Raw genomic sequence first — 26,331 nt, 5'->3', positions numbered from 1 at the left:
AACGCGACGTGAAAACGGGGCAGTCCGTAAATGGTCCTACGCCCCAGGACCCGGGCCCGGGTGGGTCCGCAAACCGATGTACGGGGCACGGGCGCCCTGGGAGTATGACGGACATGGCTGACGTCACCACGCCCACGCGGCTGCCCGCTCGTCCGAGAACCCGTACGTGGGCCGTGGTCGCCGCCGCCTGCACCGGGCAGTTCCTGGTCGTCCTCGACGTGTCCGTCGTGAATGTCGCGCTGCCGTCCATGCGCGCCGACCTCGGTCTGAGCGGACCCGGGCTGCAGTGGGTCGTCAACGCCTACTCCATCGCCTTCGCCGGCTTCATGCTCCTCGGCGGCCGGGCCGCCGACATATACGGCCGCAAGAGGATGTTCCTGACCGGTCTCGGCCTCTTCGCGGCGGCCTCGCTGGCCGGCGGCCTCGCCCAGGAGGGCTGGCAACTGCTCGCCGCCCGCGCCGGGCAGGGACTCGGCGCGGCCGTGCTCTCCCCGGCCACGCTGACCATCCTCACCTCCGCCGTCCCCGAGGGGCCTGCCCGTACCAGGGCCATCGGCACCTGGATGGCGGTCGGCGCGGGCGGCGGGGCGGCCGGCGGGCTGGTCGGCGGAGTGCTCACCGACTTCCTCTCCTGGCGGTGGGTCCTGCTGATCAACGTGCCGATCGGCGCCCTCGTCCTGGCGGGCGCGGCGGTGTGGCTGGCCGAGAGCCGGGCGGGGGACCGGCGCCGCATCGACCTGCTCGGCGCGGTGCTCGTCACGGTGGGACTGGCGACGACGGCGTACGGCATCGTGCAGACCGAGGCCGAGGGCTGGACCGCCGCCGCGACCCTGGTGCCGCTGTCCGGTGGTCTCGCGCTGCTCGGGGTGTTCGTCCTGGTGGAGACGAGGGCGGCGGCGCCCCTGATGCCGCTGCGGATCCTGGGGGTCCGGGCCGTCTCGGCGGCGAACGTCTCGATGCTGCTGCTCGGTTCGGCGTCCTTCGGCATGTGGTACTTCATGACGGTCTACGCCCAGAACGTCCTCGGCTACACGCCTCTGGAGGCCGGATTCGCCCTCGTGCCGAGCTCCGCCGCCATCTTCGTCGGTGCAAAGGCGGCGCCCAGGATCATGGCCAGGACGGGCGCCAAGCCCCTGGCCGTGGCGGGGGCCCTCGTCGCGGCGGCGGGCTTCGGCTGGCAGTCCACGATGGGGGTGGACGGCGACTACCTCACGGCGGTCTGCCTTCCCGGCGTCCTGATGATGGCCGGTGCCGGACTTGCCTCCACTCCGCTGGCCGCGCTCGCCACCTCCGGTGCGGCACCCGGCGACGCCGGACTGGTCTCCGGCCTGGTCAACACCTCCCGCACGATGGGCGGTGCGCTGGGCCTCGCCGTGCTCTCCACCGTCGCGGCGGCCCGCACCGGGGGCTCCGCCGGAGCGGTGGAGATCACGGCCGGGTACGCCCTGGCCTTCCGCACGTCGGCCGTGGTGCTGATGGCGGCAGCGCTGATCATGCTGCTCTGGCTGCCCGGGAGGGGCGAGCGCAAGCGCCCTGCCTCTACCTGAGAAGTCCCGGGGAGGGTGCTCAGAGCGGCTCGGGGGTGGCGGCCAGCGCGGGGTCGATCACGGTCTCCCCGGTCAGAACCCGCCGCACCGCCTTCACGAGGTCCCCGACCGGGCCGTCCTTCACCAGGAAACCCACCGCTCCGGCCTCCATCGCCCGGTGCAGATACCCCGGTCCGGCGGACGACGCGAGGATGATCACCCGGCAGTCCGGTACCTCGTCGCGCAGCAGGGCCGCCGCGTCCAGGCCGCCGATGCCCGGGAGGCCCACCTCCAGCAGGGCCACGTCCGGGCGGGCGGTGAGGGCCGCGTCCACCACCCGGCCCCCGTCGGCGACCTGGGCCACCACGTCGAAGCCCGGCTCCATGCCGAGCAGCAGGGCGAGCGCGCTCCGCGCCGTGCCCCGGTCCTCGGCGAGCAGGATGCGTACGGATCTGGCCGGCCGGGTCTCCCGGGGCATCTCGTTCACGGGGCCAGACTAGGCCGCGGACGGCCGACCGGCGCGCTGGGAAACCCGGTCGGACGCGCCCGCCGACCTGCGACGGGCGTCCCCGTGTCCGCCGGTCTGCGACGGGCGGCACCCGTGTTCGCCGGTCTGCGACGGGCGGCACCCGTGTTCGCCGGTCCGCGACGGGTGTCATCGTGCCTGCTGGCCTGCGACGGGCGGCACCCGTGTTCGCCGGTCCGCGACGGGCGTCACGGTGTCCGCCGGCCCGCGACCCGCTTCACCGTGCCCGCTGTTCCTGCGTGCACGGCTCCGGACGTGCAGAGGGCCCGTCGCCGGCGTGGAGCCGGCGACGGGCCCTGTGTCTCGTACGCCGCGGTTTTCAGGCTGCGGCGCTGCCACCCCCCTCGGAGGGGCGGCGGTGGCGGCCGTGCGGCTGCACGGCGGAGTTCTCCGCCGACGCGCCCCCTCGGTGTTTTCCGGCGCCGCCGGCCCCGGCCCGGCCCCCGTCCGCCCCCGGCGGAGGCGTCTGGATCGTGTCGCTTCGGGCTTCAGACATCTGGGAAAGTCACCCCGTATAAATCGCTTACATGTGCGTCGCAAGCCCTCTGGCCCTCGCCCGGCCACCTTCGGTTTCCGTGCGAACCGCCGGCTCGGCCCGGGGGCAGAGTGTATGACCCGGCACAGCCGTCAGCCGACCGCCGCGCTCCCCGTGAGAGGCGCCTGGCCCAGTGGCACAGGCCTGCACACACCAGGAGTGCCGGAGGCCGCGGACGGTTGCGTTCCATTCGTGCCGGAGTGGTGCGGCTCCTCGGCCTCGACCTCGCCGTCCGAATCCGCCGGCGCCTCGATGGCGGCCAGGCCACAGGGAGCGCCGGGCTGCGCGTACGGCAGGTGCAGCGTGCCTTCGCGGCTCCAGAACGCCGCTCCGGTCAGCCAGCCGTCCGGCGCCGCGTACTGGTGCAGCCTCCGGCCGGACGGACGCCACAGCCCCACCCAGCTGCCGGCGGCGCCGTCGAGCCGCAGGGCGACCGCGCAACTCTCCGGCATGAGCATCTGGCCGGGCTGTACGGCGATGGGGGTCACAACCGTGTCCGCCGGGCGCAGGCACTCGGGGAAGCGCACGGGAAGGCAGCTGCCGAGGACGCCCCAGCCGAGGCGCTCGTGGCCCGGCGCGTCGGAGCGGATCAGCAGCAGGCCGCTGTCGGCGTCGGCGAGCAGCAGCCGGTCGTCGCTGCCGGGTGCGATCTGAAGGAGCGGCGTGACCTCGCCGCCCCGCCCGAGATCGACGGCGACGGCCTTCACCGGTCCGCCGCCGGGCAGTTGCCGGTCCAGGGCGAGGAGCCGTCCCTCGCGGTCGAGCCACGCCCCGCCCCAACAGCGGCCGGGCACATCCGCGACGTGCTCGGGTCCGAAGGCGCCGCCCGCCACGAGCCAGACGCCGGTGGTGTTTTCAGCCGGGACCAGGGCGAAGGCGCTCATGCCGTCCGGCGGCGGGGGCAGCAGGGTGAGGTCCGCGCAGGCGAGGGAGCCCAGGGAGAGTTCACCTGTGCCGGGGCCCGTCGGGTAGAGCAGCGAGAACGCGTGCCGGTCGGCCACGCGGCGCCGGATCAGGACGCGGCCGTCGGAGAGCGGCATGACATCGGAGTCGGCGGTCTCCGGTTGCCCGAGGGGGAGCGGCACGGCGTACGGCTCGGGACCGTCCAGGGTCCAGCGCTCGGGGAACCAGGCCGGGTCGGCCGCCTCGCGGTCGGTCGCGGTGAGGCGGGCGGCGTACGACCGGTCGGCGGCGATGGTGAGCGAGGGCGGCACGCGGCGCGGACGGGCGGCGGGGCGGACGGGCGCGCCGGGCGCCAGGCCCGCGGGTGCGGCCTGCCTCGGCGTGGTGGCCGTGCTCGGCGCCACGCGGGCGGGCGCTCCCGGTGCCTGGCCGGTGGGGGCGGCGGCCGGCGCGGGGGCCGTGGGTGCGCTCGGCGCAGGCATGGGGGGTGTGCCGGGCGCCGGGCCGGTGGGTGTGTTCGGCACAGGGGCGGCGGGAGCGCCGGGGCCCGTGGGTGTGCTCGGCGCCGGGGTCGTGGCGACGCCCGGCATCAGGATGGTGGGCGTGCCCACTACCAGGGGCGGTACGGACGGCATGGGTGGGATGAGCGGCAGGGATGTGACCGTACCGCCCCGGGACGGGACGATCCCCTGGAACACGACACCACCCCGCGCTGCCCCTGATGCGCTCGGCGCTGCCACCGTCGCGCTCGGGGACGCAGCCGTCGGCTCGGTGCCGTCCCCGGACACGGGCGCCGTGCCCGGGTCCGTGACCACACCCGAGGCCGGCACCGGCTTCCGCTCAGCGATCTCACCGAAGCCGGTCCCGATGCCGGTCCCGACACCGGCGCCTGTCGCGTTCGGCGGCAGCGCTCCGGTCCCGTACGCCACCGTCGGCATGGCCTGATCGGCACCCACGCCGCTCCGCGGCGGCATCGCCCTCATCCGGTCCGCACCCGCGGCGGGCCCGTCCATGGCATCCACGGCCGGCGGTTTCTCGGGCTCGGCAGGCTCGTCCGCCTCCGCGGGAGCGGGTACGGATTCCGTGGTCGTGGCGCTTCCGGCGACCCCGGCGGTCTTGTTCTCGATGACACAGGCAGTCATGGTGCGGTCACCTCCGGCCACCGAAGCTAGGTTTCGGACTCCCCACCGGACAACACGAGCCACACCACTTCACACATAAGGGTGCCGATGTCCGGATTCGCCTGCGGAGGAGGGGGTGACTGTGCTGCCGGGCGCTGCCCGCACGGCGCAAGACGGCGTGCCCGGTCACGTGAGGAGCGGCCCCGTCACGTGAACGAGCCGCCCCTTCGCGTAACGATTCGCACCGGCTGCCGGTCCTCCCTCATGGGCTCCGGTGGTCAGGGGCGGTGGGGCACGCCGGACAGGTAGCCTTTCCCCCGTGCCCCGTCTGTCTGAAGTCATCGCCGAGCTCGACGCCCTGTGGCCCCCCGAGCGGGCCGAAGGATGGGACGCCGTCGGCACGGTCTGCGGTGATCCCGGGGCGGAGGTCAGCCGTGTCCTGTTCGCGGTGGATCCCGTGGAGCAGATCGCCGACGAGGCCCGCGGCCTCGGCGCCCAGCTGATCGTCACCCACCACCCGCTCTATCTGCGGGGTACGACGACGGTCGCCGCCTCCACCTTCAAGGGCCGGGTCGTGCACGGGCTCATCAAGCACGACATCGCCCTGCACGTGGCACACACCAACGCCGACACCGCCGACCCCGGCGTGTCCGACGCGCTCGCCGCCGCCCTGGACCTCCGGGTCACCGGCCCGCTCGTGCCCGACCCCACCGACGAGACCGGCCGCCGGGGCCTGGGCCGGATCTGCGAACTCGACCACCCCGAGTCCCTCCGGGACTTCGCGGCCCGCGCCGCCGCCCGGCTGCCCGCCACCGCGCAGGGCATCCGGCTGGCCGGCGACCCGGACGCCCTCGTCCGTCGCGTCGCGGTGAGCGGCGGGTCCGGCGACAGCCTCTTCGACGCCGTACGCGCGTCGGGCGTGGACGCCTTCCTCACCGCGGACCTGCGCCACCACCCGGCCTCCGAGGCCGTCCAGCACTCGCCGCTCGGCCTGGTCGACGCCGCGCACTGGGCCACCGAATGGCCCTGGTGCGAGCAGGCCGCCGCGCAGCTCGACGCAATTTCCGACCGCCACGGATGGGACCTGCGGGTCCACGTCTCGAAGCTGGTCACCGACCCCTGGACCACCCACCACTCTTCTGGAGCCCCCAACTGAACGCCGCGCCCGCCGACCAGATCCGACTCCTCGAAGTCCAGGCCCTCGACGTACGCCTGTCGCAGCTGTCCCACAAGCGCACGTCGCTGCCCGAGCACGCCGAGATCGACTCGCTCAACAGCGACCTCGCCCAGCTGCGCGACCTGCTCGTCGCCTCGCAGACCGAGGAGAGCGACACCACCCGCGAGCAGACCAAGGCGGAGCAGGACGTCGACCAGGTGCGCCAGCGCGCGGTCCGCGACCAGCAGCGGCTCGACTCCGGCGCGGTCTCCTCGCCGAAGGACCTGGAGAGCCTCCAGCGCGAGATCACCTCGCTCGCCAAGCGCCAGGGTGACCTGGAGGACGTCGTCCTCGAGATCATGGAGCGCCGCGAGTCCGCCCAGGAGCGCGTCGCCGAGCTGACCGAGCGCGTCAGCGCCGTACAGGCCAAGACCGACGACGCGACCGCACGCCGGGACGCCGCGATCCAGGAGCTCGACGCCGAGGCCGCCACCGTGGCCAAGGACCGCGAGGTCGTCGCGGGTGCCGTCCCCGCCGACCTGCTCAAGCTCTACGACAAGCTGCGCGCCCAGCAGGGCGGCGTCGGTGCGGCCCGGCTCCACCAGCGCCGCTGCGAGGGCTGCCGCCTGGAGCTGAACATCACGGAGGTCAACGACGTGAAGGCCGCGTCCCCCGACACCGTGCTGCGCTGCGAGAACTGCCACCGCATCCTGGTCCGCACCGCGGACTCGGGACTGTAATGGCCGGTCCCCGCCGGCTGGTCGTCGAGGCGGACGGGGGCTCCCGGGGCAACCCCGGGCCCGCCGGCTACGGCGCGGTCGTCCTCGACGCGCTCGACGACGCGACCCTCGCCGAGGCAGCTGAGTACATCGGCGTCGCGACGAACAACGTCGCCGAGTACAAGGGCCTGATCGCCGGCCTGAAGGCGGTCAGGGAGCTCTTCCCGGACACGGACGTCCAGGTCCGTGTCCGGATGGACTCCAAGCTGGTGGTCGAGCAGATGTCAGGCCGTTGGAAGATCAAGCACCCCGACATGAAGCCGCTCGCCGCGGAGGCCGCGAGCATCCTGCCCGCCTCCTCGGTCACGTACGAGTGGATCCCGCGCGAGCGGAACAAGCACGCCGACCGTCTCGCCAACGAGGCGATGGACGCGGGCAGACGGGGCGAGCAGTGGGACCCGGCGTCCTCGACGGCCGACGTCGAAACGACGCGCACGCCCGTTCCCCCGGAGCCGCCGCTGCCCCCGTCCGGGCCGCCCGGCGACGCGGTGGCGGGCGCGGCGAAGGTCCGCGCCGCCATGGCCGCCGCCCGCCCGGCGCAGGCCACGACGCAGACCGCCGCGGCCACGCGGCCCGACGCGGTCACACCGACCGCCGGGGCCACGCGGCCCGACGCGGTCACACCGACCGCCGGGGCCGCGCCGCAGGTCGGCTGGGGGAGCGCACCCGATCTGGGCGCGCCCGCCACCTTCGTCCTGCTGCGGCACGGCGAGACGGCTCTCACGCCGGAGAAGCGGTTCTCGGGGAGCGGCGGCAGAGACCCCGAGCTCTCGGACACCGGGCGTCACCAGGCCGCCTGCGCCGCCGAGGCGTTCGCCGCTCGGGGCACCGTGCAGGAGATCGTCAGCTCCCCGCTGCGCCGCTGCCGGGAGACGGCGCAGGCCGTCGCCGACCGGCTCGGCCTGGAGGTGCGCATCGAGGAAGGCCTGCGCGAGACCGACTTCGGGGCCTGGGAGGGACTCACCTTCGCCGAGGTGCGCGAGCGCCACGGCGCCGACCTGACCGCCTGGCTGGCTTCCCCGGACGCCGCGCCGACGGGCGGCGGCGAGAGCTTCGCCGAGGTCGCCGAGCGGGTCTCCGTCACCCGTGACCTGCTGATCTCCCGCTACAAGGGCCGCACGGCGCTCCTCGTCACCCATGTCACGCCCATCAAGACCCTGGTCCGGCTCGCGCTCGGCGCCCCGCCGGAGTCGCTGTTCCGCATGGAGCTCTCGCCCGCCTCCGTCTCGACGGTGGCGTACTACGCGGACGGGAACCCCTCGCTGAGGCTCCTCAACGACACCTCGCATCTGCGGTGACGGTCCCGCGGTGAGCTGGCCGACAGGCCTTCTGGGCTTCCTCGCGGGGCTGCTGATCTCGGTGGCCACCGCCCCGGTCGGGGTGTCCGGCGCGGTGTTCCTGCTGCCGGTCCAGGTCAGCGTCCTGGGCGTGCCCAGCCCGGCCGTGACACCCACCAACCTGCTGTACAACGTGGTGTCGTGCCCGGGAGCGCTCCTGCGCTACCGCAGCAGCGGACAGTTGCGCGGGCCGCTGACCCGGCTGCTCGTGGCAGGCGCCGTACCGGGAGTGGTGGCCGGCGCCGTGATCCGCGTCTTCGCCGTGCCGGGGCCCACTGTCTTCCGTGCGTTCATCGCGGTCCTGCTGCTCCCGCTGGGGGCCTGGCTGTGCGCCCGTACGCTGCGGCCGGCCCGGAGCGGTCGTGGCGCCCGGCCGCCCTCGCCGCGTGCGACCGTCGGGCTCGCCCTGGCCGTCGGTGCCGCCGGTGGCGTCTACGGCATCGGCGGTGGCTCCCTGCTCGGCCCGATCCTCGTCGGGCGCGGGGTCCCCGTGGCCAGGGTGGCGCCCGCCGCGCTCGCCTGCACCTTCGTCACGTCCCTGGCGGGGGCGGGCACCTACGCGCTGCTGTCCCTCACCGCGACGGGCGACATCGCGCCGGACTGGCCCCTCGGTCTGGTCTGCGGTCTCGGTGGACTCTGCGGCGGCTACCTCGGCGCCCGGCTCCAGCCGCGCCTTCCCGAGAAGGGGCTGCGCCTCCTGCTGGGCGTCCTCGCGCTGGGCCTCGGCCTGCTGTACGCGTTCCAGGCGGTGGGCTGACGTACGCGGTCCAGGCGGTGGGCTGACGTACGTGGTCCAGGCGGTGGGCTGACCTACGCGGTCCAGGCGGTGGGCTGTACCAGGGCCGGCTCCGGCAGGCAGGGTGTCGGGCCGAGCGCCGGGCCGGTCCGCAGCGGTGTGAGGGCGCGTGCCGCCAGGGCCCCGGCGCACGCCAGGGCCCTGCGCGGGTGTCAGGCCGCGCGCCCCAGCGCCGCGGCCTCCGCGGCCAGCCGCTCCACGCGTGCCCAGTCCTTCGCCGCCACCGCGTCACCGGGAAGCATCCAGCTGCCGCCCACGCAGCCGACGTTGGGCAGGGCCAGATACGACGGCGCCGAGGCGAGCGAGACGCCGCCCGTCGGGCAGAAGCGTGCCTGCGGAAGGGGAGAGGACAGGGCCTTGAGATAGGCGGTGCCGCCGGCGGCCTCGGCCGGGAAGAACTTCATCTCGGTGATCCCGCGCTCCAGCAGCGCGACCACCTCGGACGTCGTCGAGACGCCCGGCAGGAACGGCACACCCGAGGCCTTCATCGCGTCCAGCAGGGCGTCGGTCCAGCCCGGGCTGACCAGGAAGCGTGCCCCGGCGGCGACGGTCTCGGTCACGTGCGCCGGTGAGATCACCGTGCCCGCGCCCACCACTGCCTCCGGCACCTCGGCGGCGATCGCCCGGATCGTGTCCAGGGCCGCGGCCGTCCGCAGCGTGACCTCGATCGCCGGCAGCCCGCCGGCGACGAGAGCGCGGGCCAGCGGCACGGCGTCGGCCGCGTCCTCCAGGACGACGACGGGGACCACGGGGGCGAGATCCAGTACGGAAGCGGACACGGCGGCGGGCGCGGAGGAGGTCATGGACTCATCCTGCCGCGAGAACCGCACACTGCGCAACGCGCGTTGCGCATGCTGCAATGGCTGCCCGGTCGAGTCAGTGGATCTCGGTGACCACCACGTCCAGGGCCCAGGGGCGCCCCGCCCGCTGCGGGGCCTGCGCCTCCACCACGTACCCGAGGTCGCGCAGCACCTCCACCAGCTCCGCCGGGCCCGCGGGCCGGGCCCCGGCCAGCAGCAGATCGCGGACCATCCGGCCCTTGGTGGCCTTGTTGAAGTGACTGACCACGGAGCGCTTCTCCACCCCGTTCACCACCTGCGACTGGAGAACCCGCACACTCGCCGTGCGCTCGGCCACCGCGCCCGCCGGCTTCCACGCCCCGGCGTACGCCGACGAGCGCAGGTCCAGCACCAGACCGTCCCCGGCCGCCTCCGGCATGACCGAGGCCATGGGAGCGCGCCAGTACGCGTTCAGCGCGCCCAGGCCCGGCAGCTTCACGTTCATCGAGCAGCGGTACGACGGAATCCGGTCGCCTACCCGCACCGCACCCCACAGCCCGGAGAAGACCAGCAGCGACTTCCCCGCCCGCCGCTTGGCCGCCGCGTCCAGGGTGGCCAGGCCGAGGGCGTCGTAGAGCACTCCGGTGTAGATCTCCCCGGCGGGACGCGTGCCGGCCGTGCGCAGTTCGGCGTTCTTGGCGACCTCGCCACGCAGGCCCTCGCTCAGCCCGAGCACCTCACGGGCCTTGTCCTCGTCCGCCAGACACAACTCGACCAGCTCGTCGAGGATCGCGGCCCTCGCCCCGGCGAGGCCCGGCAGGGACAGGGACTCCGGCTTCAGCGGTGCCCCGCGCCCCGAGGCGGCCTTACCTTCGGAGGGCGGCAACAGCACGAGCACGGGAGTTCTCCTTACATACGCGGCACAGGGCCCCGTCGCGCACGGGAGCCCCCGGCAAGGGTACGGGCCGGAGCCCCGCGGGCCGCCGGGGCGACCGGGACGGCGCCACCACCGTCTGCGCGGGAGGCCTCGGGAGGCAGCTGCCGAGGCCCTCGTCCGCTCGGGGACCGGGATGCCGACGCCACCACCCCGCCCTACGCTCGGTGCATGCCCCGTCGCCAGATTCACGTGACCGGTACGGACGGCACTCCGCTGCGGGCGGCCCTGCGCGCTCTGCGCGCCGATCTGCGACTGCCCGCCGACTTCCCGGCCGCCGTCCTCGCCGAGGCCGCGGAGTCGGCGAGGTCCCCGGACCTGTCGGGCCACGAGGACGCCACGGACCTGCCGTTCCTCACCATCGACCCGCCGGCCTCCAGGGACCTCGACCAGGCGATGCACCTGGAGCGGCGCCCGCACGGCTTCCGGGTCCACTACGCCATCGCCGACGTCGCCGCCTTCGTACAACCCGGAGGCGCGCTGGACGCCGAGGCGCACCGGCGGGTGACGACCCTGTACCTGCCCGACGGCAGGATCCCGCTGCACCCCGCGCTCCTCTCCGAAGGCGCGGCGAGCCTCCTCCCCGGTGAGACCCGCCCCGCCGCGCTCTGGCGGATCGACCTCGACGCGGAGGGCCGAACCGTCTCCGCCGACGTCCGCCGGGCCCTCGTGCGCAGCAGGGCGAGACTCGACCACGCGGCTGTCCAGCGGCAGATCGACGCCGGCACGGCGGAGGAACCCCTCGCACTGCTCCGGGACATCGGCCTGCTGCTCGAACAGCAGGAGATCGCCCGGGGCGGCATCTCCCTCCACGTGCCCGAGCAGGAGATCGCCGAACGCGACGGCGGCTACGACCTCGCGTACCGCGTGCTCCTGCCCGCGGACGGCTGGAACGCACAGATCTCCCTGCTCACCGGCATGGCGGCCGCCGGGATCATGCGGGACTCGGGCACCGGCATCCTGCGCACGCTGCCGGTCGCCCCCGACGGTGCCGTCGCCCGGCTCCGCCGCTCGGCCGAGGCCCTGCACGTCGCATGGCCGCACCACGTCCCGTACGCCGAGGTGGTGCGCTCCCTCGACCCCACGAAAGGCAGCCACGCGGCGTTCCTCCAGGACTGCACCACGCTCCTGCGCGGCGCCGGCTACAGCGTGTTCGAGCACGGGAACCTCCCCACCCCCGCCGTGCACGCCGCCGTGGCCGAGCTCTACACCCACTGCACCGCGCCGCTGCGACGCCTCGTCGACCGCTACGCCGCCGAGCTGTGCCTCGCGGCGACCGCCGGTCACGAGCCCCCGGAGTGGGTGCTCCAGGCGCTGCCCGGCCTGCCCGGCGTGATGGCCACCGGCACCCGCCGGGCCGGCACGGTGGAGCGCGAGTGTGTCGGCCTGGTCGAGGGGGCACTGGTCGCGGACCGCGCCGGCGAGGTCTTCGACGGCTGTGTGATCGACGTCGAGGACGGCGACCCGGCCGTCGGCACCGTCCACATCGAGGACCCGGCGATCGTCGCCCGGATCGAGTCCGGCACCGCTCTCCCCCTGGGCGAACGGCTACGGGTCAGGCTCGCCCGAGTGGCCCCGGGTTCGGCCGAGGTGCTGTTCGTACCTGCCTGACGGCCGGGACGGCGGACCGGCGTACCGAGCCCCTGGCGACCGGGTTGTCCGTATCTCGTACGATCACGTCTTCGGCTACGGACTGCGTACCGACTCCGTACCAGGGAAGGTCTTACGCGTGAGTGACCTCGCCACCGTGGCCGGCAGACCCCGGCAGATCATCGCTGCCGCGCGCGCCCTCCTGGAGTCGGAGGGCCCCGAGGCGCTGACCATGCGCCGGCTGGCCGACCGGGTGGGTGTGAAGGCCTCCTCCCTCTACAAGCACTTCCCCGACAAGTCGTCCGTGGTCGCGGCGCTGGCCACCGAGACGCTCCGGGAGACGGCCGGGGTGCTGGCAGCCGCCGAGGCGGCCGCACCCGGCTCCTTCTCCGCGCTCGCCACCGCCTACCGGGCCTACGCCCTGGCCCACCCGCACCTCTACCTCGTCACCATGGGGCGCGCCCTCCCCTCCGCCGGAGCGGCGGACGCGGCGGCGGCCCCGCTGTTCCGTGCGGCCGGCGGCGACATCGACCGGGCACGGGCGGCCTGGGCCTTCGCCCACGGAATGGTGGTCCTGGAGCTCGACGGCCGCTTCCCGCCGGGCGCCGACCTCTCGGGTGCCTGGGAGGCGGGCATCGCGGCCTTCACCGCCCGGCCCGCCGGGTAGCATGGTCGGCACGGCAGACGAGCCGGGCGGACGGCCGCGTGGGGATCTCCGGATCCTCCCGAGGAACGTCCGGGCTCCACAGGGCAGGGTGATGGCTAACGGCCACCCGGGGTGACCCGCGGGACAGTGCCACAGAAAACAGACCGCCCGGGACCTCGGTCCCGGGTAAGGGTGAAACGGTGGTGTAAGAGACCACCAGCGTCCGGGGCGACCCGGACGGCTAGGTAAACCCCACCCGGAGCAAGGTCAAGAGGGAGCACCCCGGTGCTCCTGCGCGAACGTCCGAGGGCTGCCCGCCCGAGTTCGCGGGTAGACCGCACGAGACCGGCAGCAATGCCGGTCCTAGATGGATGGCCGTCTCCCCGGCCGCCGTGAGGCGACCGGGCGACAGAACCCGGCGTACAGCCCGACTCGTCTGCCCCCACTTCGGTACATCGCCCGGAAGGGCCTCCGACCTGCGTCGGAGGCCCTTCCGGCGCTCTCGGGGGCCCGGTTCGGCCCGCCGTCGCCGAGCAGAGTCAGATCTCGCCCAGGTCGGAGCTGAGCCAGTGCTGCGGGCGCATGTGGATGACCACCTGTTCGCCGTGTGACTTCCACGCGAAGTCGACGTAGCCGTCGACCTTCTCGGCCGGGAGGTAGCGCGACGAGATCTCCACCAGCTGCTCCCGGGTCGCGGGCAGGGTCGCCACGACCGGGCCCTCGACGGAGACGTAACGGATGGTGGGCGAGAGGCGGTCGACCATGAGGGTGAAGCGGCCGGCCCCGGCGATCGCCCTTCCCTTGCGGGAGTCGCGGCCGGTCATGATCCAGAGGTCGCCGCCGGGCTCGTACTGGTACCAGATCGGCACGGTGAGCGGGGCCCGGCCCTCCTCCCCGGCGTCCACGGCGATGGCGGCGACGTGCGGTTCCGCCAGGAACTGTTCGCGTTCTGCTCGGGACAAGGCCACGGAAGGACTCCTTCGTGCGCGGGCAGGCGTCGTTCTGGCTGGCATTATGCACCGCCGGCCGCCGGCCGCCGGCGGCCGCGCGTGTCGCCTCCTGTACCCTGCGCGGCGTGACCGACGACCACACCGCCACCGGCGACGCCGAGGTGGCGACAGCGGCCGCGCAGGCCGGCGCCGACGTGGTGCGCGCCAGGTACGGCGGGCACCTCACCCGCGTCGACAAGGGCGGCGGGGACTTCGCCACCGACGCCGATGTGGAGGCCGAGGAGGCGATCCTCGGTGTCATCCGGGCGGCACGGCCCGCAGACGCGCTGCTCGGCGAGGAAGGCGGACAGCGGGGCGCCGCCGGCACGGAGCGCCGGTGGCTGGTCGATCCCCTGTGCGGCACGCTCAACTACGCGGCCGGCCACATGCTGGTGGCCGTCAACGTGGCGCTGCGCGGCGGACCGGCCGCGGTGGCCGACCCCTTCAGCCGTGAGGTCTTCTTCACCGACGGCCGGACGGCCTGGCTGAGGCAGGACGGCGCCGACACCCCGCTGGTGCCCACCTCGGCCACCCGGCTCGTGGACGTCAACCTGGATCCACCGTTCCCGTCCGCGCCGGCTTTCCGCGCCACGGACCTGCTGGCACACCCCACGTTCGTCGCACGCTTCCGGCCGCGCGTCGTGTCCACGACGCTCGCGCTGGCCTGGGTGGCCGCCGGCAGACGCGCCGCCTATGTCACCGACGGCGGGGACCTTTCCGAGAACGTGCACTTCGCCGCGGGTGTCGCCCTGTGCCGGGCCGCGGGCTGCGTGGTGACCGGGATCGACGGCACGCCCGTCGGCCGGGGAGCCCGCGGACTGGTGGCCGCCGCCGATGCCGCGACCCACGAAATCCTGATGTCGGTGATCCGCAGCGGTGGCTGACCCCTCCGTGGGCGTGCCCGGCAGGAGGGCGGTCGCGGACGTCGTCCGCTCACCCTCGCCCGCCGCCGGGGGACCGGTCGTCGCTCAGCCGGGCGTACATCAGCATGTCCCGACGCCGGCCGCCGATCTCCTGCCAGCCGCGCAGCAGCCCTTCGCGCAGGTATCCGGCGCTCTCGGCGGTCCGGACCGAGGCGGTGTTCCACGGCTCGACGAGGATCTGGACCCTGGGGATGCGCAGCTCGTGCAGGGCCCAGGTGGTGACCGTGCGCAGCGCGGCGCCCGCGACCCCCTGGCCGCGGGCCGCTGACGTCATCCAGTAGCCGAGGGTCGCGCGGCCTTCGGCGCTGTCCGAGAGCCAGAGTCCGATGGAGCCGACCGGCCGCCTGTCCCGGGTGCGGGCGATGGTGAAGGGATACCCGGTCCCGGTGGCCGCCCGCTTCCACTGGCGCCGGACGAACGCCTGCGCCGCCTCGTGGGAGTACGGCGAGGGGATGGTGGTGATCAGTGGGATGTAGTCGTCCTCCGCCGCCTCGCGTACGAGAGGCAGATCGCTCATCTCCCAGGGGCGCAGGACGAAATCGGCTCCTGCGGTCAGGCTGGGGACGGTCAGCGGTTGTGCCATGCGCGTCATCCTGCCGCCGATCCGTCCCCCCTGCCCTGCCCGACTCACCTTCGTGGATCACCCGGCGGACGCCCGCGTGCCCGGCCGGCGGAGGAAGGCCCCGGCGAGGAGTGCGCCCGCCAGTACCAGCGCCGAATTGACCAGCACGGCGGTCGACACTCCGGAGAGCACCGCGTCGGGCCCCGTGGCCGTGCCCATCCGGGCGGTGACGACGGCGCTCATCACCGGGATGCCCATGGTGATGCCGACCTGCTGCGTCATCGTGGCCAGGCCGGTGGCGAGCCCCTGGTCCTCGTCGGGCAGCCCCGAGGTGGCGGTGACCATGAAGCCCACGATCATCAGCATGTTGCCGACCCCGCCGATGAAGGTGGCGGCCAGCAGGAGCGTGATCCAGCCGCCCGAGGTGCCGAGAGCGACGAGGGAGAGGGTGGCGGCTGCCTGTACGACGCCACCGAGGACGATGGTGCGCCGGTTGCCGAAGCGGCCGACCGCCCGGCCGCCGAGCATGCCGCCGGCCACGGTGCCGATGCCGAGGACGCCGAAGGCGAGACCGGTCGCGAGCGGGGAGTAGCCCAGTACCTCCTGGAGGTAGAGCGTCAGCAGGAAGACCAGCGAGGTCTCGGTGACGAAGGCGATCAGCCCCGTGACGTTCCCCCAGATGACGCTGCGCCGCCTGAGGATGTGTACGGGCACCAGGGGCGCCGCCGCCCGCTTCTCGACGAACCAGAAGCCGGCCAGCAGGGCGGCGCCGACGAGGAGCGCGGCCAGGGTGGTGGGGGTGGTCCAGCCCGACTCGCCGGCCTGGGTGAGTCCGTACACGAGCAGCAGCAGACCGCCGGTGACGGTCGCGGCACCCGGGACGTCGAGCTTCGGGCGCTCGGCGGGCCGCGAGTCGGTGATCACGGACGGGGCGAGGACGACGACGAGCGCGGCGACGGGCACGTTGATGAAGAAGGCCCAGCGCCAGGACAGCAGATCGGTCAGCAGCCCGCCCAGGATCGCTCCCGCGGTGAAACCGGCGGACATCAGGGCGCCGTTGAGCCCGAGCGCCCGCTCGCGCAGCGGGCCCTCCTTGAACGCCGTGGTGAGCAGGGCGAGTCCGGCCGGGGTGACGGCAGCGGTGGCCAGGCCCTGCAGCACACGTGCGACGAGCAGGACTTCGGGGGAGGTCGCGAGCCCGCCGAGCACGGAGGAGAGGCCGAGGACGACCATGCCGCCCATGAACAGGCGCTTACGGCCGACGAGATCGGCGACCCGCCCGAACAGCAGGGTGAATCCGGCTGCGGCGAGGGCGAAGGACGTGGCGATCCACTGGAAGTGGGAGAGGGAGAACCCGAGCCCTTCACCGACGGCGGGCAGGGCCACGTTCAGGATCGAGAAGTCGACAGCGATCATGAACTGGGCGCCGAGCAGGAGGACGAGTACGAGCTTCTGGCGGCCGGTCATGCGTGCGGCGGGAGCATGGGGAGGTGAGGCGGCGGGGGCTGTGCTGGATGCGGACATGAGGTGCCCTTTCCGGGAGCATCGGAAGGCTTAACGGTTCTTGGGTTCCGTTAAGATGTGTGTCACCGTAGCAGGGGACGGCCGACTAATGGAACTGGAGAACCGTTATGAATGCTGGGGACGTGGAGCCGGGCACGGTACGGCCCGGCGGGCGGACGGCGCGGGTGCGGGAGTCCGTCCTGCGTGCGGCCGGTGACGCCCTGGTCGAGCAGGGCTTCGACCGGCTCGACCTGGCTGATGTCGCGCGCCGCGCGGAGGTGGGCAAGACGACGGTCTACCGGCGCTGGTCCACGACCGCGGGGCTCGTCGCCGACCTGCTCACCGACATGGCCGAGCAGTCCGTGCCGCGTACGGACACCGGCTCCCTGGACGAGGACCTCAAGGCCAACGCGCGGCTGGTCGTACGGACGCTGACCGACCCTCGGCAGGGACCGCTCTTCGCCGCGGTGATCGCCGCGGCCACCTGCGACGCCCGTACGGCCGAGGCCCTCCACCACTTCTACGCGGTGCGCATCGCCGAGTGGGCGGGCTGTGTCGACGCGGCGGTCGAGCGGGGGGAGCTTCCGGCAGGCACCGACGCCCGCGAGGTGATCCGGGCCGTCTCCGCACCGCTCTACTACCGCCTGCTGGCCAGTGGCGACCCCCTCGACGAGGCCGTCGCCGACCGCGCGGCCGCGACGGCGGCGGTGGCGGCCAGGGCGGGCGTGTACGTGAACTGACGGGAAGGGGAGGGGAACCCGACCGGAGTGCTTGACCTCTTGTGCACTCCAATTCGTAGCTTCTCCACTCATGAGGACAGCGACGGAATGGCAGACGAGAGTATTGGGCCGCAGCGGGATCGAGGTCGGCGCGCTCGGCCTCGGGTGCTGGGCGATCGGCGGTGAGTGGGCGACGCCCGACGGCAGCCCGCTCGGCTGGGGCAAGGTCGACGACGACGAGTCGGTGGCGGCGATCCGCCGGGCACTCGACCTGGGGGTGCGGTTCTTCGACACCGCCGACGTGTACGGCGCGGGGCACAGCGAACGCGTTCTGGGGAAGGCGCTCGCGGGCAGGCGGGACGAGGCCGTCGTCGCCACCAAGTGGGGCAACCTCTTCGACGAGCGGACCCGGACCATGGACGGGTGCGACACCTCGCCCGGCTACGCCCGCGCCGCGCTCCAGGCGTCCCTGCGCAGGCTGGGAACCGACCGGATCGACCTCTTCCAGTTGCATATCGGCGACACCCCGCCCGAGGAGGCGGCCGAACTGAGGGACGCCTGCGAGGGGTTCGTGGCCGAAGGGCTGATCCGGGCGTACGCGTGGAGCACCGACGACCCGGAGCGCGCGGCGCTGTTCGCCGAGGGTGAGCACTGCGCGGCTGTCCAGCACGCCTGCAACGTGCTGGAGGACGCCCCCGGGATGCTCGGCCTCAGCGAGGAGCGGGCACTGCTCAGCATCGTCCGGAGCCCGTTGGCGATGGGTCTCCTCGCGGGGGCGCGAGACCCCGGCCGGCGGGCGGCGGCGGGGGACATCCGGTCCACCCCGCCCGAGTGGCTGCACTGGTTCGAGGCCGGCGGGGTGCCCTCGGCGCACTGGGCGCGGCGGGTCGAGGCGATCCGGGAGGTGCTGACGGCGGACGGCAGGACCCTCGCCCAGGGCGCCATCGGCTGGCTCTGGGGCCGGAGCGGACGGGCGGTGCCGATTCCCGGCTTCCGGACCGTGGCCCAGGTCGAGGAGAACGCCGGGGCCCTGGCGTACGGCCCGCTGCGGCCCGCGCAGATCCAGGAGATCGCGGGCCTTCTCGTCTGATCGCGCGGAGTCGGCCGGTGCACAGTGGTCACGGGAGATCGCGGGCCTTCCCGTCCGATCGGGAGTCGGCCGGTGCGCAGTGGTCACGGGGATCGGCCGGCGCCGTCCGGTCACGGGGGACCGGACGGCGCCGTGCGACCTCGCGGGATCAGCCGATGCGGGTGCCCGTCCCGCTCACCCTGACCCGCGCGTCGCCCGCGTGCAGCGCGACGGTGAGTGTGCCGGGGCGCCCCATGTCGGCGCCCTGGTGCAGGGTGAGGACGGTTTCGGCCGGGACCAGGCCGAGTTCGCGCGCGTACGCTCCGAACGCGGCTGCCGCCGCCCCCGTCGCCGGGTCCTCGACCACACCCCCGACCGGGAACGGGTCGCGGACGTGGAAGACCGTGGCGGACTCGCGCCACACGAGCTGGAGAGTCGTCAGGTCCAGCCGGTGCATGAGGGCTTCCAGGCGGGCGAAGTCGTACGAGAGGTCCGCCAGGCGTTCCCGGCTCGCGGCGGCCAGCACCAGATGGCGGGCGCCGGCGTACGCGATCCTGGGCGGCAGGGCGGGGTCCAGGTCGGCGGCCGGCCAGTCCAGTGCCGCCAGGGCCTCCGCCAGGTCGTCGGCCGGGACATCCGTGGTGTGGGGCTCGACGCTCGTCAGGGTCGCGCGCAGCTCGTCGCCCTCGCGGGTGACCGTGACCGGGACCGTACCCGCGGCGGTGGAGAACACCAGGTCGCCCGGGCCGTCCCGTTCGGCGAGCGCGATGGCCGCGGCGACCGTCGCATGGCCGCAGAAGGGGACCTCGGCCTTCGGGCTGAAGTAGCGGACGGTGTGTCCGCCGCGGCCGTCCGGTGCGGTGAGGAACGCCGACTCGCTGTATCCCAGCTCGGCGGCGACGGCGAGCATCGCCGCGTCGTCGAGCGTGGAGGCGTCCAGGACGACACCTGCCGGATTGCCGCCTGCCGGATCGGCGGAGAAGGCGGTGTAGCGCAGGACCTCGTGGCCGGGGAGTGAGCTCATGCCGCACATCAACCGGACGGGGCGCGCGCGCATTCCCGGTAGCGATCGCACGGGCCGCCTCCGCGGGCGTGGCCCGGGGTCCTGACCCCCCGGACCACGCCGTTCGGCCGTTCCCCGCGGACCCCCCGGGCCGCGGCGGCCTGTTCACTGCGGTCAGTGGCAGACCTTGACGCCCGTCCCCTTGCTCCACGAGCAGGAGTCCAGGAGCGCGCCGCTCGGCTTGAACAGCCGGGCCTTGTCGCCGGTGTTGTTCCAGACGTACGAGCCGCGGTTCCAGTACACGTGGGCCCCGGCGTTCGTGCCCTTGCCGGTGTGGACCCGTACGGTCTCGCCCGCGGCCACGGTGACGGAGGGGAAGGTGTACGTGTAGCCGGTGTTGTCCTTCAGCTTGTAGCCCTTGAGCTGCAGCTTGGACGTGCCGTTGTTGTGCAGGTCCACGTACTCGGCGTTGAGAGACGTGTTGCTGCGGGTGTCGGTGCCGGGGCTGTCGTACTGGATCTTGCCGAGGTGCAGACCGCCCTGGTGGGTGGCCGCCGTGGCCGGGGCCGTGGCGAGGAGCGAGCCGGCCAGAGCGGTGGCGGCGGCCAGGGCGAGGGGCGCGGCGGTGCGTATGCGCATGCGGTGTGGTCCTTCTGTGTGCATCTGGTGAAGGTCAGCAGCATACGGCCAGCATGCGCTTGCCCGGCCCCCTAGGCGGAAATTCGCAACTTCGGTCATCCGAGGGCAGGTTCCGGGCAAGCTCGGGCAGGGCGGGGGTCAGCCGCGGCCCACGTACGGCATGGCCGTCGCCAGTACCGTCGCGAACTGCACATTGGCCTCCAGCGGCAGCTCCGCCATGTGCAGGACCGTGCGCGCCACGTCGGCCGCGGCCATCACCGGCTCGACGGCCACCTCGCCGTTCGCCTGGAGGATTCCCGTACTCATCCGCTCCGTCATGTCGGTCGCCGCGTTGCCGATGTCGATCTGGCCGCAGGCGATCCGGTAGGGCCGCCCGTCCAGGGACAGCGACTTCGTCAGGCCGGTCATCGCGTGCTTCGTCGCCGTGTACGCGATCGAGTGCGGGCGCGGCGCGTGCGCCGAGACCGATCCGTTGTTGATGATCCGGCCGCCCTGCGGGTCCTGTTCCTTCATCAGGCGGTAGGCCGCCTGCGCGCACAGGAACGCCCCGGTCAGATTGACGTCCACCACCGTCCGCCAGTCCTCGTACGCGAGGTCCTCGACCGGCACCGAGCCCGGCCCGAAGGTCCCCGCGTTGTTGAAGAGCAGGTCGAGCCGGCCGAAGCGGTCCCGTACGGCTGCGAAGAGCGCGGCCACCCCGTCCGGGGTGCTCACGTCGGTGGGCAGGCACACCGTGGTGCCCGGTCCGGCGGCGGCTGCCGTCTCCTCCAGGGCCGCGGCCCGCCGCCCGGCGAGGGCCACCGTCCAGCCCGCACCCGTAAGAGTGAGGGCCACGGCCCGGCCGATGCCCGATCCGGCACCTGTGACGACGGCGATTCTCTGCTCAGCGTTCATGGCCCGGCAGCGTACGGGAGGTTTACCGGCGGCCGGCACCCGGTGCTCATCGCACCGCCATAAGGATGTTGTGTACCCGCCAACGGCAGGTCTTCGCCCCGCATTCCAATGCCTCTGACAACATCCGGCAGGGGAGGGGCATATGACACCCGCACAGATCCGCAGCACGCCCGGCCAGAGCGGCCATTCCGAGGAGCTCCGCATCGCCGCCCAGCGGCTCGGATCCGGGGTGGGCCGCCGCCGCTTCCTCACCGTCACCGGCGCCGCCGCGGCGCTGGCCTTCGCGGTCAACCTGCCGGCAGCGGGCACCGCTGCCGCCGCCGAGCTCGACGCCCGGAAGCTCACCGAGGACCCCTTCACCCTCGGTGTCGCCTCCGGCGACCCGCTGCCCGACTCCGTGCTGCTGTGGACCAGACTCGCGCCCCGCCCGTACGACGCCGACGGCGGGCTGCCCGCCGAGCGGGTCCAGGTCCGCTGGGAGATCGCCCGCGACGAACGCTTCAGCCGGATCGTCCGGCGCGGCTCCACGACCGCGCACCCGGAGTTCGGCCACAGCGTGCACGTCGACGTGGACGGCCTCGACTCCGACCGCACCTTCTACTACCGCTTCCGCGCGGGCAGCTGGATCAGCCCCACCGGCCGCACCCGCACCGCCCCCGCCCCCGGCGCGCGCAACAGCTCCCTGACCCTGGCCGCCGTCTCCTGCCAGGCCTACCACGACGGCTACTTCACCGCCTACCAGCACCTCGCGGCCGAGGACGTCGACGTGGTCTTCCACCTCGGCGACTACCTCTACGAGTACGCGGTGACCGCCGTCGGCGGTGCCCGCAAGTACACCGACCGCGTCCTGCCGGACCACTTCAACCGGGAGACCCTGACGCTGGAGGACTACCGCATGCGGTACGGCCTCTACAAGTCCGACCCGGACCTGCGCGCCGCGCACGCCGCGCACCCCTTCGTCGTCACCTGGGACGACCACGAGACGGAGAACAACTACGCGGGCGACACCCCGGAGAACACCGTCCCGCCGGAGGAGTTCCTGCTGCGCAGGGCCGCCGCCTACCGCGCGTACTGGGAGAACCAGCCGCTGCGCGCCCCGCAGCGCCCCACCGGCCCCGACATGCGTCTCTACCGGCGGCTGCGGTTCGGCCGGCTCGCGCAGTTCGACATCCTCGACACCCGCCAGTACCGCAGCAACCAGGCCTACGGCGACGGCTGGAAGGTCCCCGGCCCGGAGTCCGAGGACCCGTCACGCACCATGACGGGCGCCGCCCAGGAGCGCTGGCTGCTCGACGGCTGGAAGCACTCCCGCGCCCGGTGGAACGTCGTGCCGCAGCAGGTCACCTTCGCCCAGCGGCGCGACGTCCCGACCGACGCCTACAAGCTCTCCATGGACTCGTGGGACGGCTACCCGGCCTCCCGGCAGCGGATCATGGACGGGGCCGAGGCCGCCGGCATCGAGAACCTCATGGTCCTCACCGGCGACGTGCACGTCGGGTACGCCTTCGACCTGAAGAAGGACTTCGACGACCCGTCCTCGCGGACGGTGGGCACGGAGATCGTCGCCACCTCCGTCGCCAGCGGCAAGGACGGATCCGACAAGCCGGCCAGCTGGAACAACCAGACCCAGGCCAACCCGCACATGAAGTTCTACAACGGCCGCCGCGGGTACGCCCTCGTCACCCTCGGCACGGAGCAGGCACGCGCGGACTTCCGCACGGTGTCGGCGGTCACCACGCCCGGCGCCCCCGTCAGCACGGCCGGCTCCTTCGTGACCGAGGCCGGGAACCCGGGGCTGACCCCCGCCTGACCCGGCCCCGGGTCAGCCGCGGTCGTCCGCCGGATAGCGGACGCCGACGCGGGCACGTACCGCGTCGAGCGTCCGCATCACGGCGAGCGAACCCTCCAGCGGCACCAGCGGGGACTCCTTCTCGCCCGCCAGCAGCGCGCGGGTCACCTCGGCAGCCTCGTACTGCATGCCCGTGAGCCCCTGAGGGCCGGGACCGGTGACGACCTTCTCGGGCTCCCGGCCCGGCCGGTGGAGGACGAAGTGCTCCGGGTGGAAGAAGCCCTGGGGGAAGTCGATCCGCCCCGCCGTGCCGGTGACCGACGCGGTGGTCGGCAGGTCCCCGACGATCGAACAGCTCAGCAGGGCCGTGGCCCCGGAGTCCCAGCCCAGCAGCATCCCGGTGTTCAGGTCCACGCCCTCCGGGGACAGCAGCGCGTCCGCCTGCACGCGGTCCGGCTCACCGAGCAGCAGCTGAGCGAAGGACACCGGATAGACCCCGAGGTCCAGCAGCGCGCCGCCGCCGAGCGCGGGATCACGCAGCCGGTGCTCGGCCCCGAAGCTGCCCGCGAAGCCGAAATCGGCCTGCACCGTGCGGATCTCGCCGATCGCGCCGTCCCGCACCAGCTCGGTCATCCGGCGGATGAGCGGATTGCAGTACGTCCACATGGCCTCCATCAGGAACAGACCGCGCTCCCGGGCGAGGTCCACCAGCTCCCGCGCCTCGCGCGCGTTGAGCGTGAACGCCTTCTCGCACAGCACGTGCTTCCCGGCCTCCAGCGCCAGCCCGGCCGCCTCCCGGTGCGCGGAGTGCGGAGTGGCGACGTACACGACGTCGACCGTCTCGTCGGCGACGAGCTCCGCCCAGCTGCCGTACGCCCGCTCGATCCCGAACCGGTCGGCGAACGCCTTCGCGGACGCCTCCGTCCGTGAGGCCACCGCCACGACCTCGCCCCCGGAGCCCTCCATCGCCAGGAGGTCCGCCGTGAACGTCGCGGCTATGCCGCCCGTCGCCAGTACACCCCAACGCACAGTCCCGCTCATGCCCGCCCGCTCTCACGCAAAAAGGTATCGACCACTACGACTGACCTGAGAGCATAGATGCGGATTCAACGAAGCGGAGAAGAGGATGCCGGACAACGGCGCGAGCCGGGCCCAGCAAGAACACGAGCACATACCGACGAAGACCAAGGGCGCCGCACACGGAGCCCCGGCCACCGCCACCCCCACCGCTGCGGGTGCACCGGCCGTTACCCCGACCCTCGCATCGAGCCTCCCGGCCACCGCCGCGACCACCGCCCGGCGGGCCGGACTCCTGGTCACCCTGGTGCTGGGCGGACTCACCGCACTGCCGCCCCTCTCGATGGACATGTACCTCCCGGCACTCCCGGAGGTCACCGACTCCCTGCACGCACCGGCGTCCACCGTCCAGCTCACCCTGACCGCCTGCCTCACCGGCATGGCGCTCGGACAGCTCGTCGTCGGACCCATGAGCGACCGCTGGGGCCGGCGCAAGCCGCTGCTCCTCGGCATGATCGTCTACGTGATCGCCACCGCGATCTGCGCCGTCGCCCCCTCCGCGGAACTCCTCATCGGCTTCCGCCTCCTCCAGGGCCTGGCAGGCGCGGCCGGCATCGTGATCTCCCGGGCCGTCGTACGCGACCTCTACGACGGCGACGAGATGGCCCGGTTCTTCTCCACCCTGATGCTCATCTCGGGCGTGGCCCCCGTGATCGCGCCCGTGATCGGCGGTCAGGTGCTCCAGTTCACCGACTGGCGCGGCATCTTCGTCGTCCTCACCGTCATCGGCGCACTGCTCACACTCGTCGTCTGGAAGTGGCTCCACGAGACCCTGCCCGCGGACAGCCGCCACACCGGCGGCATCGGTGACGCGCTGCGCACCATGCGAGGGCTGCTGGCCGACCGGGTGTTCACCGGCTACATGATCGCGGGCAGCCTCGCCTTCGCCGCGCTCTTCGCCTACGTGAGCGCCTCACCGTTCGTGGTCCAGGAGATCTACGGCGCTTCGCCCCAGACGTTCAGCCTGCTCTTCGGGATCAACTCCGTCGGGCTCATCGCCGTGGGCCAGATCAACGGCAAGCTGCTCGTCGGGAGGGTCAGCCTGGACAAGGCGCTGGCCTTCGGTCTCACCGTCATCTCCGTCGCCGCGATCGCCCTGCTGCTGATGACCTCCGGGGTCTTCGGCGAGGTCGGTCTGCTGCCGGTGGCCGCCGGGCTGTTCGTGCTCATGTCCGCGATGGGCCTGGCGATGCCCAACACCAACACCCAGGCGCTGATGCGCACCAGGCACGCGGCGGGCTCCGCGTCCGCCCTGCTCGGCACGTCCCAGTTCCTGATCGGCGCCGTCGCCTCGCCGCTGGTGGGGATCGCGGGCGAACGGACGGCGGTGCCGATGGCCGTGGTCCAGGTGGCCTGCGCCCTCGCCTCGATGGCGAGCTTCCTGCTGTTGTGCAGGCCGTGGCGGAGCACGGGCGGCGGGAAGCGGCAGCCGGCCACGGGCTGAGCGCCGCACCGGCGGGGAGGGGGGGACGGGCGCGCACGGCCCGTCCCCCTCCTCCCTGTTGCGCCCGGGCGGGCCCCCCGGTCAGACTGCGGCGGTGCACGCCGAAGAGGAACTTCCGTTGACCGGCGGGAACGTCAGCGAGGGCATCGTCCGCGTCGGTGACACCGTCCGCCGCCCCGCCGGGCCGTGGACCCCGGCGGTGCACGCACTGCTGGCCCACCTCCACGAGGCCGGCTTCCGGGCCGCTCCCCGCCCCCTCGGCATCGACGACCGGGGCAGGGAGGTCCTGACCTTCGTGCCGGGCGACATGATCTGGCCGGACCGGTTCGCCCTGGTGGACCCCTCGGCCGGGCTGAAGCGGGTCGCGCGGATGGTCCGTGACTTCCACGACGCCGTGGCCGGCTTCACGCCTCCGCCGGACGCCCGGTGGAACGCGCTCGTCCCGGCGGACGGCGCCGACATCATCGCCCACCACGACCTGGCGCCGTGGAACCTCGTCGCCGACGGCGACGAGAGGTGGGCCTTCATCGACTGGGACAACGCCGGCCCCGGCACACGCCTCTGGGACCTCGCCTACGCCGTACGGGGCTTCGTCCCGCTGTCCGCGCACCCCGACTGGCAGCGAACCGACGCCCCGGAGCGGCTCCGCCTCTTCGTCGACACCTACGGCCTCGACGAGACCGGGAGGCGCGCGCTGGTGCCGCTGCTCGGCCGCCGTACGCGCGCCATGCACGACTTCCTCCGCGCCCAGGCCGCCGAGGGCAACCAGCCCTGGGCGAGGCACTGGGCCGAAGGCCACGGGGACGCCTGGCGGAGCGACGCCGAATACGTCGAGCAGCGCGAGGACCGCTGGCTGAGGGCCATGCTCGCCGGCTGAGCAGCGTTCGCTGGCCCCGGCCCCGCAGGGGCCCGGGGCCGAGCAGAGCACGTCGCCCCTGGCCGGGATGGTGCCCGGGCCGAGCAGAGCACGTCGCCCCTGGCCGGGATGGTGCCCGGGCCGAGCAGAGCACCCTGCCCCCGGCAGGTGTCAGGGAGAGCGGGGCCCGCGTCCCCCGGCCCGGAAGGTGCTCGGGCCGAGCAGAGCACCCTCCC

At 73.5% G+C, this 26,331-nt stretch carries 23 protein-coding genes, 1 other RNA gene and 1 pseudogene; 14 read left to right on the top strand and 11 right to left on the bottom strand.

Features of this window, described 5'->3' with window-relative positions:
• The first annotated feature begins 104 nt into the window (after nt 1-104).
• Nucleotides 105-1,547, top strand: a complete 1,443-nt coding sequence (locus tag ACFYQ6_RS02560; RefSeq protein ID WP_388759946.1) for an MFS transporter — start codon at nt 105-107, stop codon at nt 1,545-1,547.
• Between the two features lie 22 nt (nt 1,548-1,569).
• On the opposite strand, the pseudogene ACFYQ6_RS02555 reads toward ACFYQ6_RS02560, so the two are convergent.
• Nucleotides 1,570-2,004: pseudogene (locus ACFYQ6_RS02555) on the bottom strand (response regulator); the annotation flags it as partial.
• Nucleotides 2,005-2,679: 675 nt separating this feature from the next.
• Nucleotides 2,680-4,080, bottom strand: a complete 1,401-nt coding sequence (locus tag ACFYQ6_RS02550; protein ID WP_388760911.1) for a hypothetical protein — start codon at nt 4,078-4,080, stop codon at nt 2,680-2,682.
• Between the two features lie 850 nt (nt 4,081-4,930).
• Between ACFYQ6_RS02550 and ACFYQ6_RS02545 the strand changes: the two genes are divergently transcribed.
• From ACFYQ6_RS02545 to ACFYQ6_RS02530, 4 genes are read left to right on the top strand one after another with little or no spacing between them, the layout of a single operon-like run.
• A complete protein-coding gene (locus tag ACFYQ6_RS02545; protein WP_361570738.1) occupies nt 4,931-5,767 on the top strand; it encodes a Nif3-like dinuclear metal center hexameric protein in 837 nt (278 codons plus the stop codon).
• Complete coding sequence (locus tag ACFYQ6_RS02540) at nt 5,764-6,507, top strand: C4-type zinc ribbon domain-containing protein (protein ID WP_361572349.1); 744 nt, start codon at nt 5,764-5,766, stop codon at nt 6,505-6,507. Before ACFYQ6_RS02545 ends, ACFYQ6_RS02540 begins: the two co-directional genes overlap by 4 nt.
• A complete protein-coding gene (locus ACFYQ6_RS02535) occupies nt 6,507-7,844 on the top strand; it encodes a bifunctional RNase H/acid phosphatase (protein WP_361570736.1) in 1,338 nt (445 codons plus the stop codon). Before ACFYQ6_RS02540 ends, ACFYQ6_RS02535 begins: the two co-directional genes overlap by 1 nt.
• Before the next feature lie 10 nt (nt 7,845-7,854).
• The gene (locus tag ACFYQ6_RS02530; RefSeq protein WP_388759942.1) at nt 7,855-8,640 is read left to right on the top strand and encodes a sulfite exporter TauE/SafE family protein; all 786 of its coding nucleotides are present in this window, start codon (nt 7,855-7,857) and stop codon (nt 8,638-8,640) included.
• A 191-nt stretch (nt 8,641-8,831) separates the two neighbouring features.
• Here the strand turns inward: ACFYQ6_RS02530 and eda are convergent, their stop codons facing one another.
• Together eda and yaaA are read right to left on the bottom strand one after the other, a co-directional pair.
• Complete coding sequence (gene eda, locus ACFYQ6_RS02525) at nt 8,832-9,482, bottom strand: bifunctional 4-hydroxy-2-oxoglutarate aldolase/2-dehydro-3-deoxy-phosphogluconate aldolase (protein ID WP_361570730.1); 651 nt, start codon at nt 9,480-9,482, stop codon at nt 8,832-8,834.
• Nucleotides 9,483-9,555: 73 nt separating this feature from the next.
• On the bottom strand, nt 9,556-10,356 hold the full coding sequence (gene yaaA / locus ACFYQ6_RS02520) for a peroxide stress protein YaaA (protein WP_388759939.1): 801 nt from the start codon (nt 10,354-10,356) through the stop codon (nt 9,556-9,558).
• A 207-nt stretch (nt 10,357-10,563) separates the two neighbouring features.
• On the opposite strand from yaaA, the gene ACFYQ6_RS02515 reads away from it, so the two are divergent.
• From ACFYQ6_RS02515 to rnpB, 3 genes are all read left to right on the top strand, one after another.
• On the top strand, nt 10,564-12,003 hold the full coding sequence (locus tag ACFYQ6_RS02515) for an RNB domain-containing ribonuclease (protein WP_388759936.1): 1,440 nt from the start codon (nt 10,564-10,566) through the stop codon (nt 12,001-12,003).
• Between the two features lie 118 nt (nt 12,004-12,121).
• Nucleotides 12,122-12,649: a TetR/AcrR family transcriptional regulator gene (locus tag ACFYQ6_RS02510; RefSeq protein ID WP_361570722.1), complete on the top strand. Its 528-nt coding sequence runs from the start codon at nt 12,122-12,124 to the stop codon at nt 12,647-12,649.
• 18 nt (nt 12,650-12,667) lie between these two features.
• Nucleotides 12,668-13,067, top strand: an RNA gene (gene rnpB, locus ACFYQ6_RS02505) — RNase P RNA component class A.
• 100 nt (nt 13,068-13,167) lie between these two features.
• Here the strand turns inward: rnpB and ACFYQ6_RS02500 are convergent.
• On the bottom strand, nt 13,168-13,596 hold the full coding sequence (locus tag ACFYQ6_RS02500; protein ID WP_388759932.1) for a pyridoxamine 5'-phosphate oxidase family protein: 429 nt from the start codon (nt 13,594-13,596) through the stop codon (nt 13,168-13,170).
• 107 nt (nt 13,597-13,703) lie between these two features.
• On the opposite strand from ACFYQ6_RS02500, the gene ACFYQ6_RS02495 reads away from it, so the two are divergent.
• Complete coding sequence (locus tag ACFYQ6_RS02495) at nt 13,704-14,501, top strand: inositol monophosphatase family protein (RefSeq protein ID WP_361570717.1); 798 nt, start codon at nt 13,704-13,706, stop codon at nt 14,499-14,501.
• Between the two features lie 49 nt (nt 14,502-14,550).
• On the opposite strand, the gene ACFYQ6_RS02490 is transcribed toward ACFYQ6_RS02495, so the two are convergent.
• Complete coding sequence (locus ACFYQ6_RS02490; RefSeq protein ID WP_361570714.1) at nt 14,551-15,123, bottom strand: GNAT family protein; 573 nt, start codon at nt 15,121-15,123, stop codon at nt 14,551-14,553.
• 57 nt (nt 15,124-15,180) lie between these two features.
• Nucleotides 15,181-16,626, bottom strand: coding sequence for an MFS transporter (locus tag ACFYQ6_RS02485; protein ID WP_388759928.1), 1,446 nt, complete (start codon nt 16,624-16,626; stop codon nt 15,181-15,183).
• A 107-nt stretch (nt 16,627-16,733) separates the two neighbouring features.
• Between ACFYQ6_RS02485 and ACFYQ6_RS02480 the strand changes: the two genes are divergently transcribed.
• Nucleotides 16,734-17,345 (top strand): TetR/AcrR family transcriptional regulator, encoded by a 612-nt coding sequence (locus ACFYQ6_RS02480; protein ID WP_361570709.1) that lies wholly within the window; start codon nt 16,734-16,736, stop codon nt 17,343-17,345.
• Between the two features lie 70 nt (nt 17,346-17,415).
• A complete protein-coding gene (locus ACFYQ6_RS02475; RefSeq protein ID WP_388759925.1) occupies nt 17,416-18,414 on the top strand; it encodes an aldo/keto reductase in 999 nt (332 codons plus the stop codon).
• Between the two features lie 148 nt (nt 18,415-18,562).
• Here ACFYQ6_RS02475 and ACFYQ6_RS02470 read toward each other — a convergent pair whose 3' ends face one another.
• From ACFYQ6_RS02470 to ACFYQ6_RS02460, 3 genes are all read right to left on the bottom strand, one after another.
• Nucleotides 18,563-19,417, bottom strand: a complete 855-nt coding sequence (locus ACFYQ6_RS02470; RefSeq protein ID WP_361570703.1) for a PhzF family phenazine biosynthesis isomerase — start codon at nt 19,415-19,417, stop codon at nt 18,563-18,565.
• A gap of 153 nt (nt 19,418-19,570) precedes the next feature.
• A complete protein-coding gene (locus ACFYQ6_RS02465; protein WP_388759921.1) occupies nt 19,571-20,035 on the bottom strand; it encodes a lamin tail domain-containing protein in 465 nt (154 codons plus the stop codon).
• Nucleotides 20,036-20,173: 138 nt separating this feature from the next.
• A complete protein-coding gene (locus tag ACFYQ6_RS02460) occupies nt 20,174-20,929 on the bottom strand; it encodes an SDR family oxidoreductase (RefSeq protein ID WP_361570697.1) in 756 nt (251 codons plus the stop codon).
• A 142-nt stretch (nt 20,930-21,071) separates the two neighbouring features.
• On the opposite strand from ACFYQ6_RS02460, the gene ACFYQ6_RS02455 reads away from it, so the two are divergent.
• A complete protein-coding gene (locus ACFYQ6_RS02455; RefSeq protein WP_361570694.1) occupies nt 21,072-22,739 on the top strand; it encodes an alkaline phosphatase D family protein in 1,668 nt (555 codons plus the stop codon).
• A 12-nt stretch (nt 22,740-22,751) separates the two neighbouring features.
• Here the strand turns inward: ACFYQ6_RS02455 and ACFYQ6_RS02450 are convergent, their stop codons facing one another.
• Nucleotides 22,752-23,759 (bottom strand): Gfo/Idh/MocA family oxidoreductase, encoded by a 1,008-nt coding sequence (locus tag ACFYQ6_RS02450; protein WP_361570692.1) that lies wholly within the window; start codon nt 23,757-23,759, stop codon nt 22,752-22,754.
• Between the two features lie 85 nt (nt 23,760-23,844).
• Between ACFYQ6_RS02450 and ACFYQ6_RS02445 the strand changes: the two genes are divergently transcribed.
• Nucleotides 23,845-25,239, top strand: coding sequence for a Bcr/CflA family multidrug efflux MFS transporter (locus ACFYQ6_RS02445; RefSeq protein WP_388759918.1), 1,395 nt, complete (start codon nt 23,845-23,847; stop codon nt 25,237-25,239).
• Nucleotides 25,240-25,333: 94 nt separating this feature from the next.
• On the top strand, nt 25,334-26,116 hold the full coding sequence (locus tag ACFYQ6_RS02440) for a phosphotransferase (protein ID WP_361570687.1): 783 nt from the start codon (nt 25,334-25,336) through the stop codon (nt 26,114-26,116).
• Nucleotides 26,117-26,331: the final 215 nt, after the last annotated feature.

The sequence above is a fragment of the Streptomyces sp. NPDC005494 genome, from assembly GCF_042872025.1.
Lineage (GTDB): Bacteria > Actinomycetota > Actinomycetes > Streptomycetales > Streptomycetaceae > Streptomyces.
This window is presented reverse-complemented; position numbering and strand designations above follow the sequence as displayed.

Excerpts from the sequence above, each read along its gene's own strand:
- ACFYQ6_RS02535 (WP_361570736.1), top strand. The coding sequence starts at position 6,507 with ATGGCCGGTCCCCGCCGGCTGGTCGTCGAGGCGGACGGGGGCTCCCGG.
- ACFYQ6_RS02560 (WP_388759946.1), top strand. The coding sequence starts at position 105 with ATGACGGACATGGCTGACGTCACCACGCCCACGCGGCTGCCCGCTCGT.
- ACFYQ6_RS02460 (WP_361570697.1), bottom strand. The coding sequence starts at position 20,929 with ATGAACGCTGAGCAGAGAATCGCCGTCGTCACAGGTGCCGGATCGGGC.
- ACFYQ6_RS02450 (WP_361570692.1), bottom strand. The coding sequence starts at position 23,759 with ATGAGCGGGACTGTGCGTTGGGGTGTACTGGCGACGGGCGGCATAGCC.
- ACFYQ6_RS02515 (WP_388759936.1), top strand. The coding sequence starts at position 10,564 with ATGCCCCGTCGCCAGATTCACGTGACCGGTACGGACGGCACTCCGCTG.
- ACFYQ6_RS02485 (WP_388759928.1), bottom strand. The coding sequence starts at position 16,626 with ATGTCCGCATCCAGCACAGCCCCCGCCGCCTCACCTCCCCATGCTCCC.
- ACFYQ6_RS02480 (WP_361570709.1), top strand. The coding sequence starts at position 16,734 with ATGAATGCTGGGGACGTGGAGCCGGGCACGGTACGGCCCGGCGGGCGG.
- ACFYQ6_RS02475 (WP_388759925.1), top strand. The coding sequence starts at position 17,416 with ATGAGGACAGCGACGGAATGGCAGACGAGAGTATTGGGCCGCAGCGGG.
- ACFYQ6_RS02470 (WP_361570703.1), bottom strand. The coding sequence starts at position 19,417 with ATGAGCTCACTCCCCGGCCACGAGGTCCTGCGCTACACCGCCTTCTCC.
- eda (WP_361570730.1), bottom strand. The coding sequence starts at position 9,482 with ATGACCTCCTCCGCGCCCGCCGCCGTGTCCGCTTCCGTACTGGATCTC.
- ACFYQ6_RS02455 (WP_361570694.1), top strand. The coding sequence starts at position 21,072 with ATGACACCCGCACAGATCCGCAGCACGCCCGGCCAGAGCGGCCATTCC.
- ACFYQ6_RS02465 (WP_388759921.1), bottom strand. The coding sequence starts at position 20,035 with ATGCGCATACGCACCGCCGCGCCCCTCGCCCTGGCCGCCGCCACCGCT.
- ACFYQ6_RS02550 (WP_388760911.1), bottom strand. The coding sequence starts at position 4,080 with ATGCCGGGCGTCGCCACGACCCCGGCGCCGAGCACACCCACGGGCCCC.
- ACFYQ6_RS02445 (WP_388759918.1), top strand. The coding sequence starts at position 23,845 with ATGCCGGACAACGGCGCGAGCCGGGCCCAGCAAGAACACGAGCACATA.
- ACFYQ6_RS02490 (WP_361570714.1), bottom strand. The coding sequence starts at position 15,123 with ATGGCACAACCGCTGACCGTCCCCAGCCTGACCGCAGGAGCCGATTTC.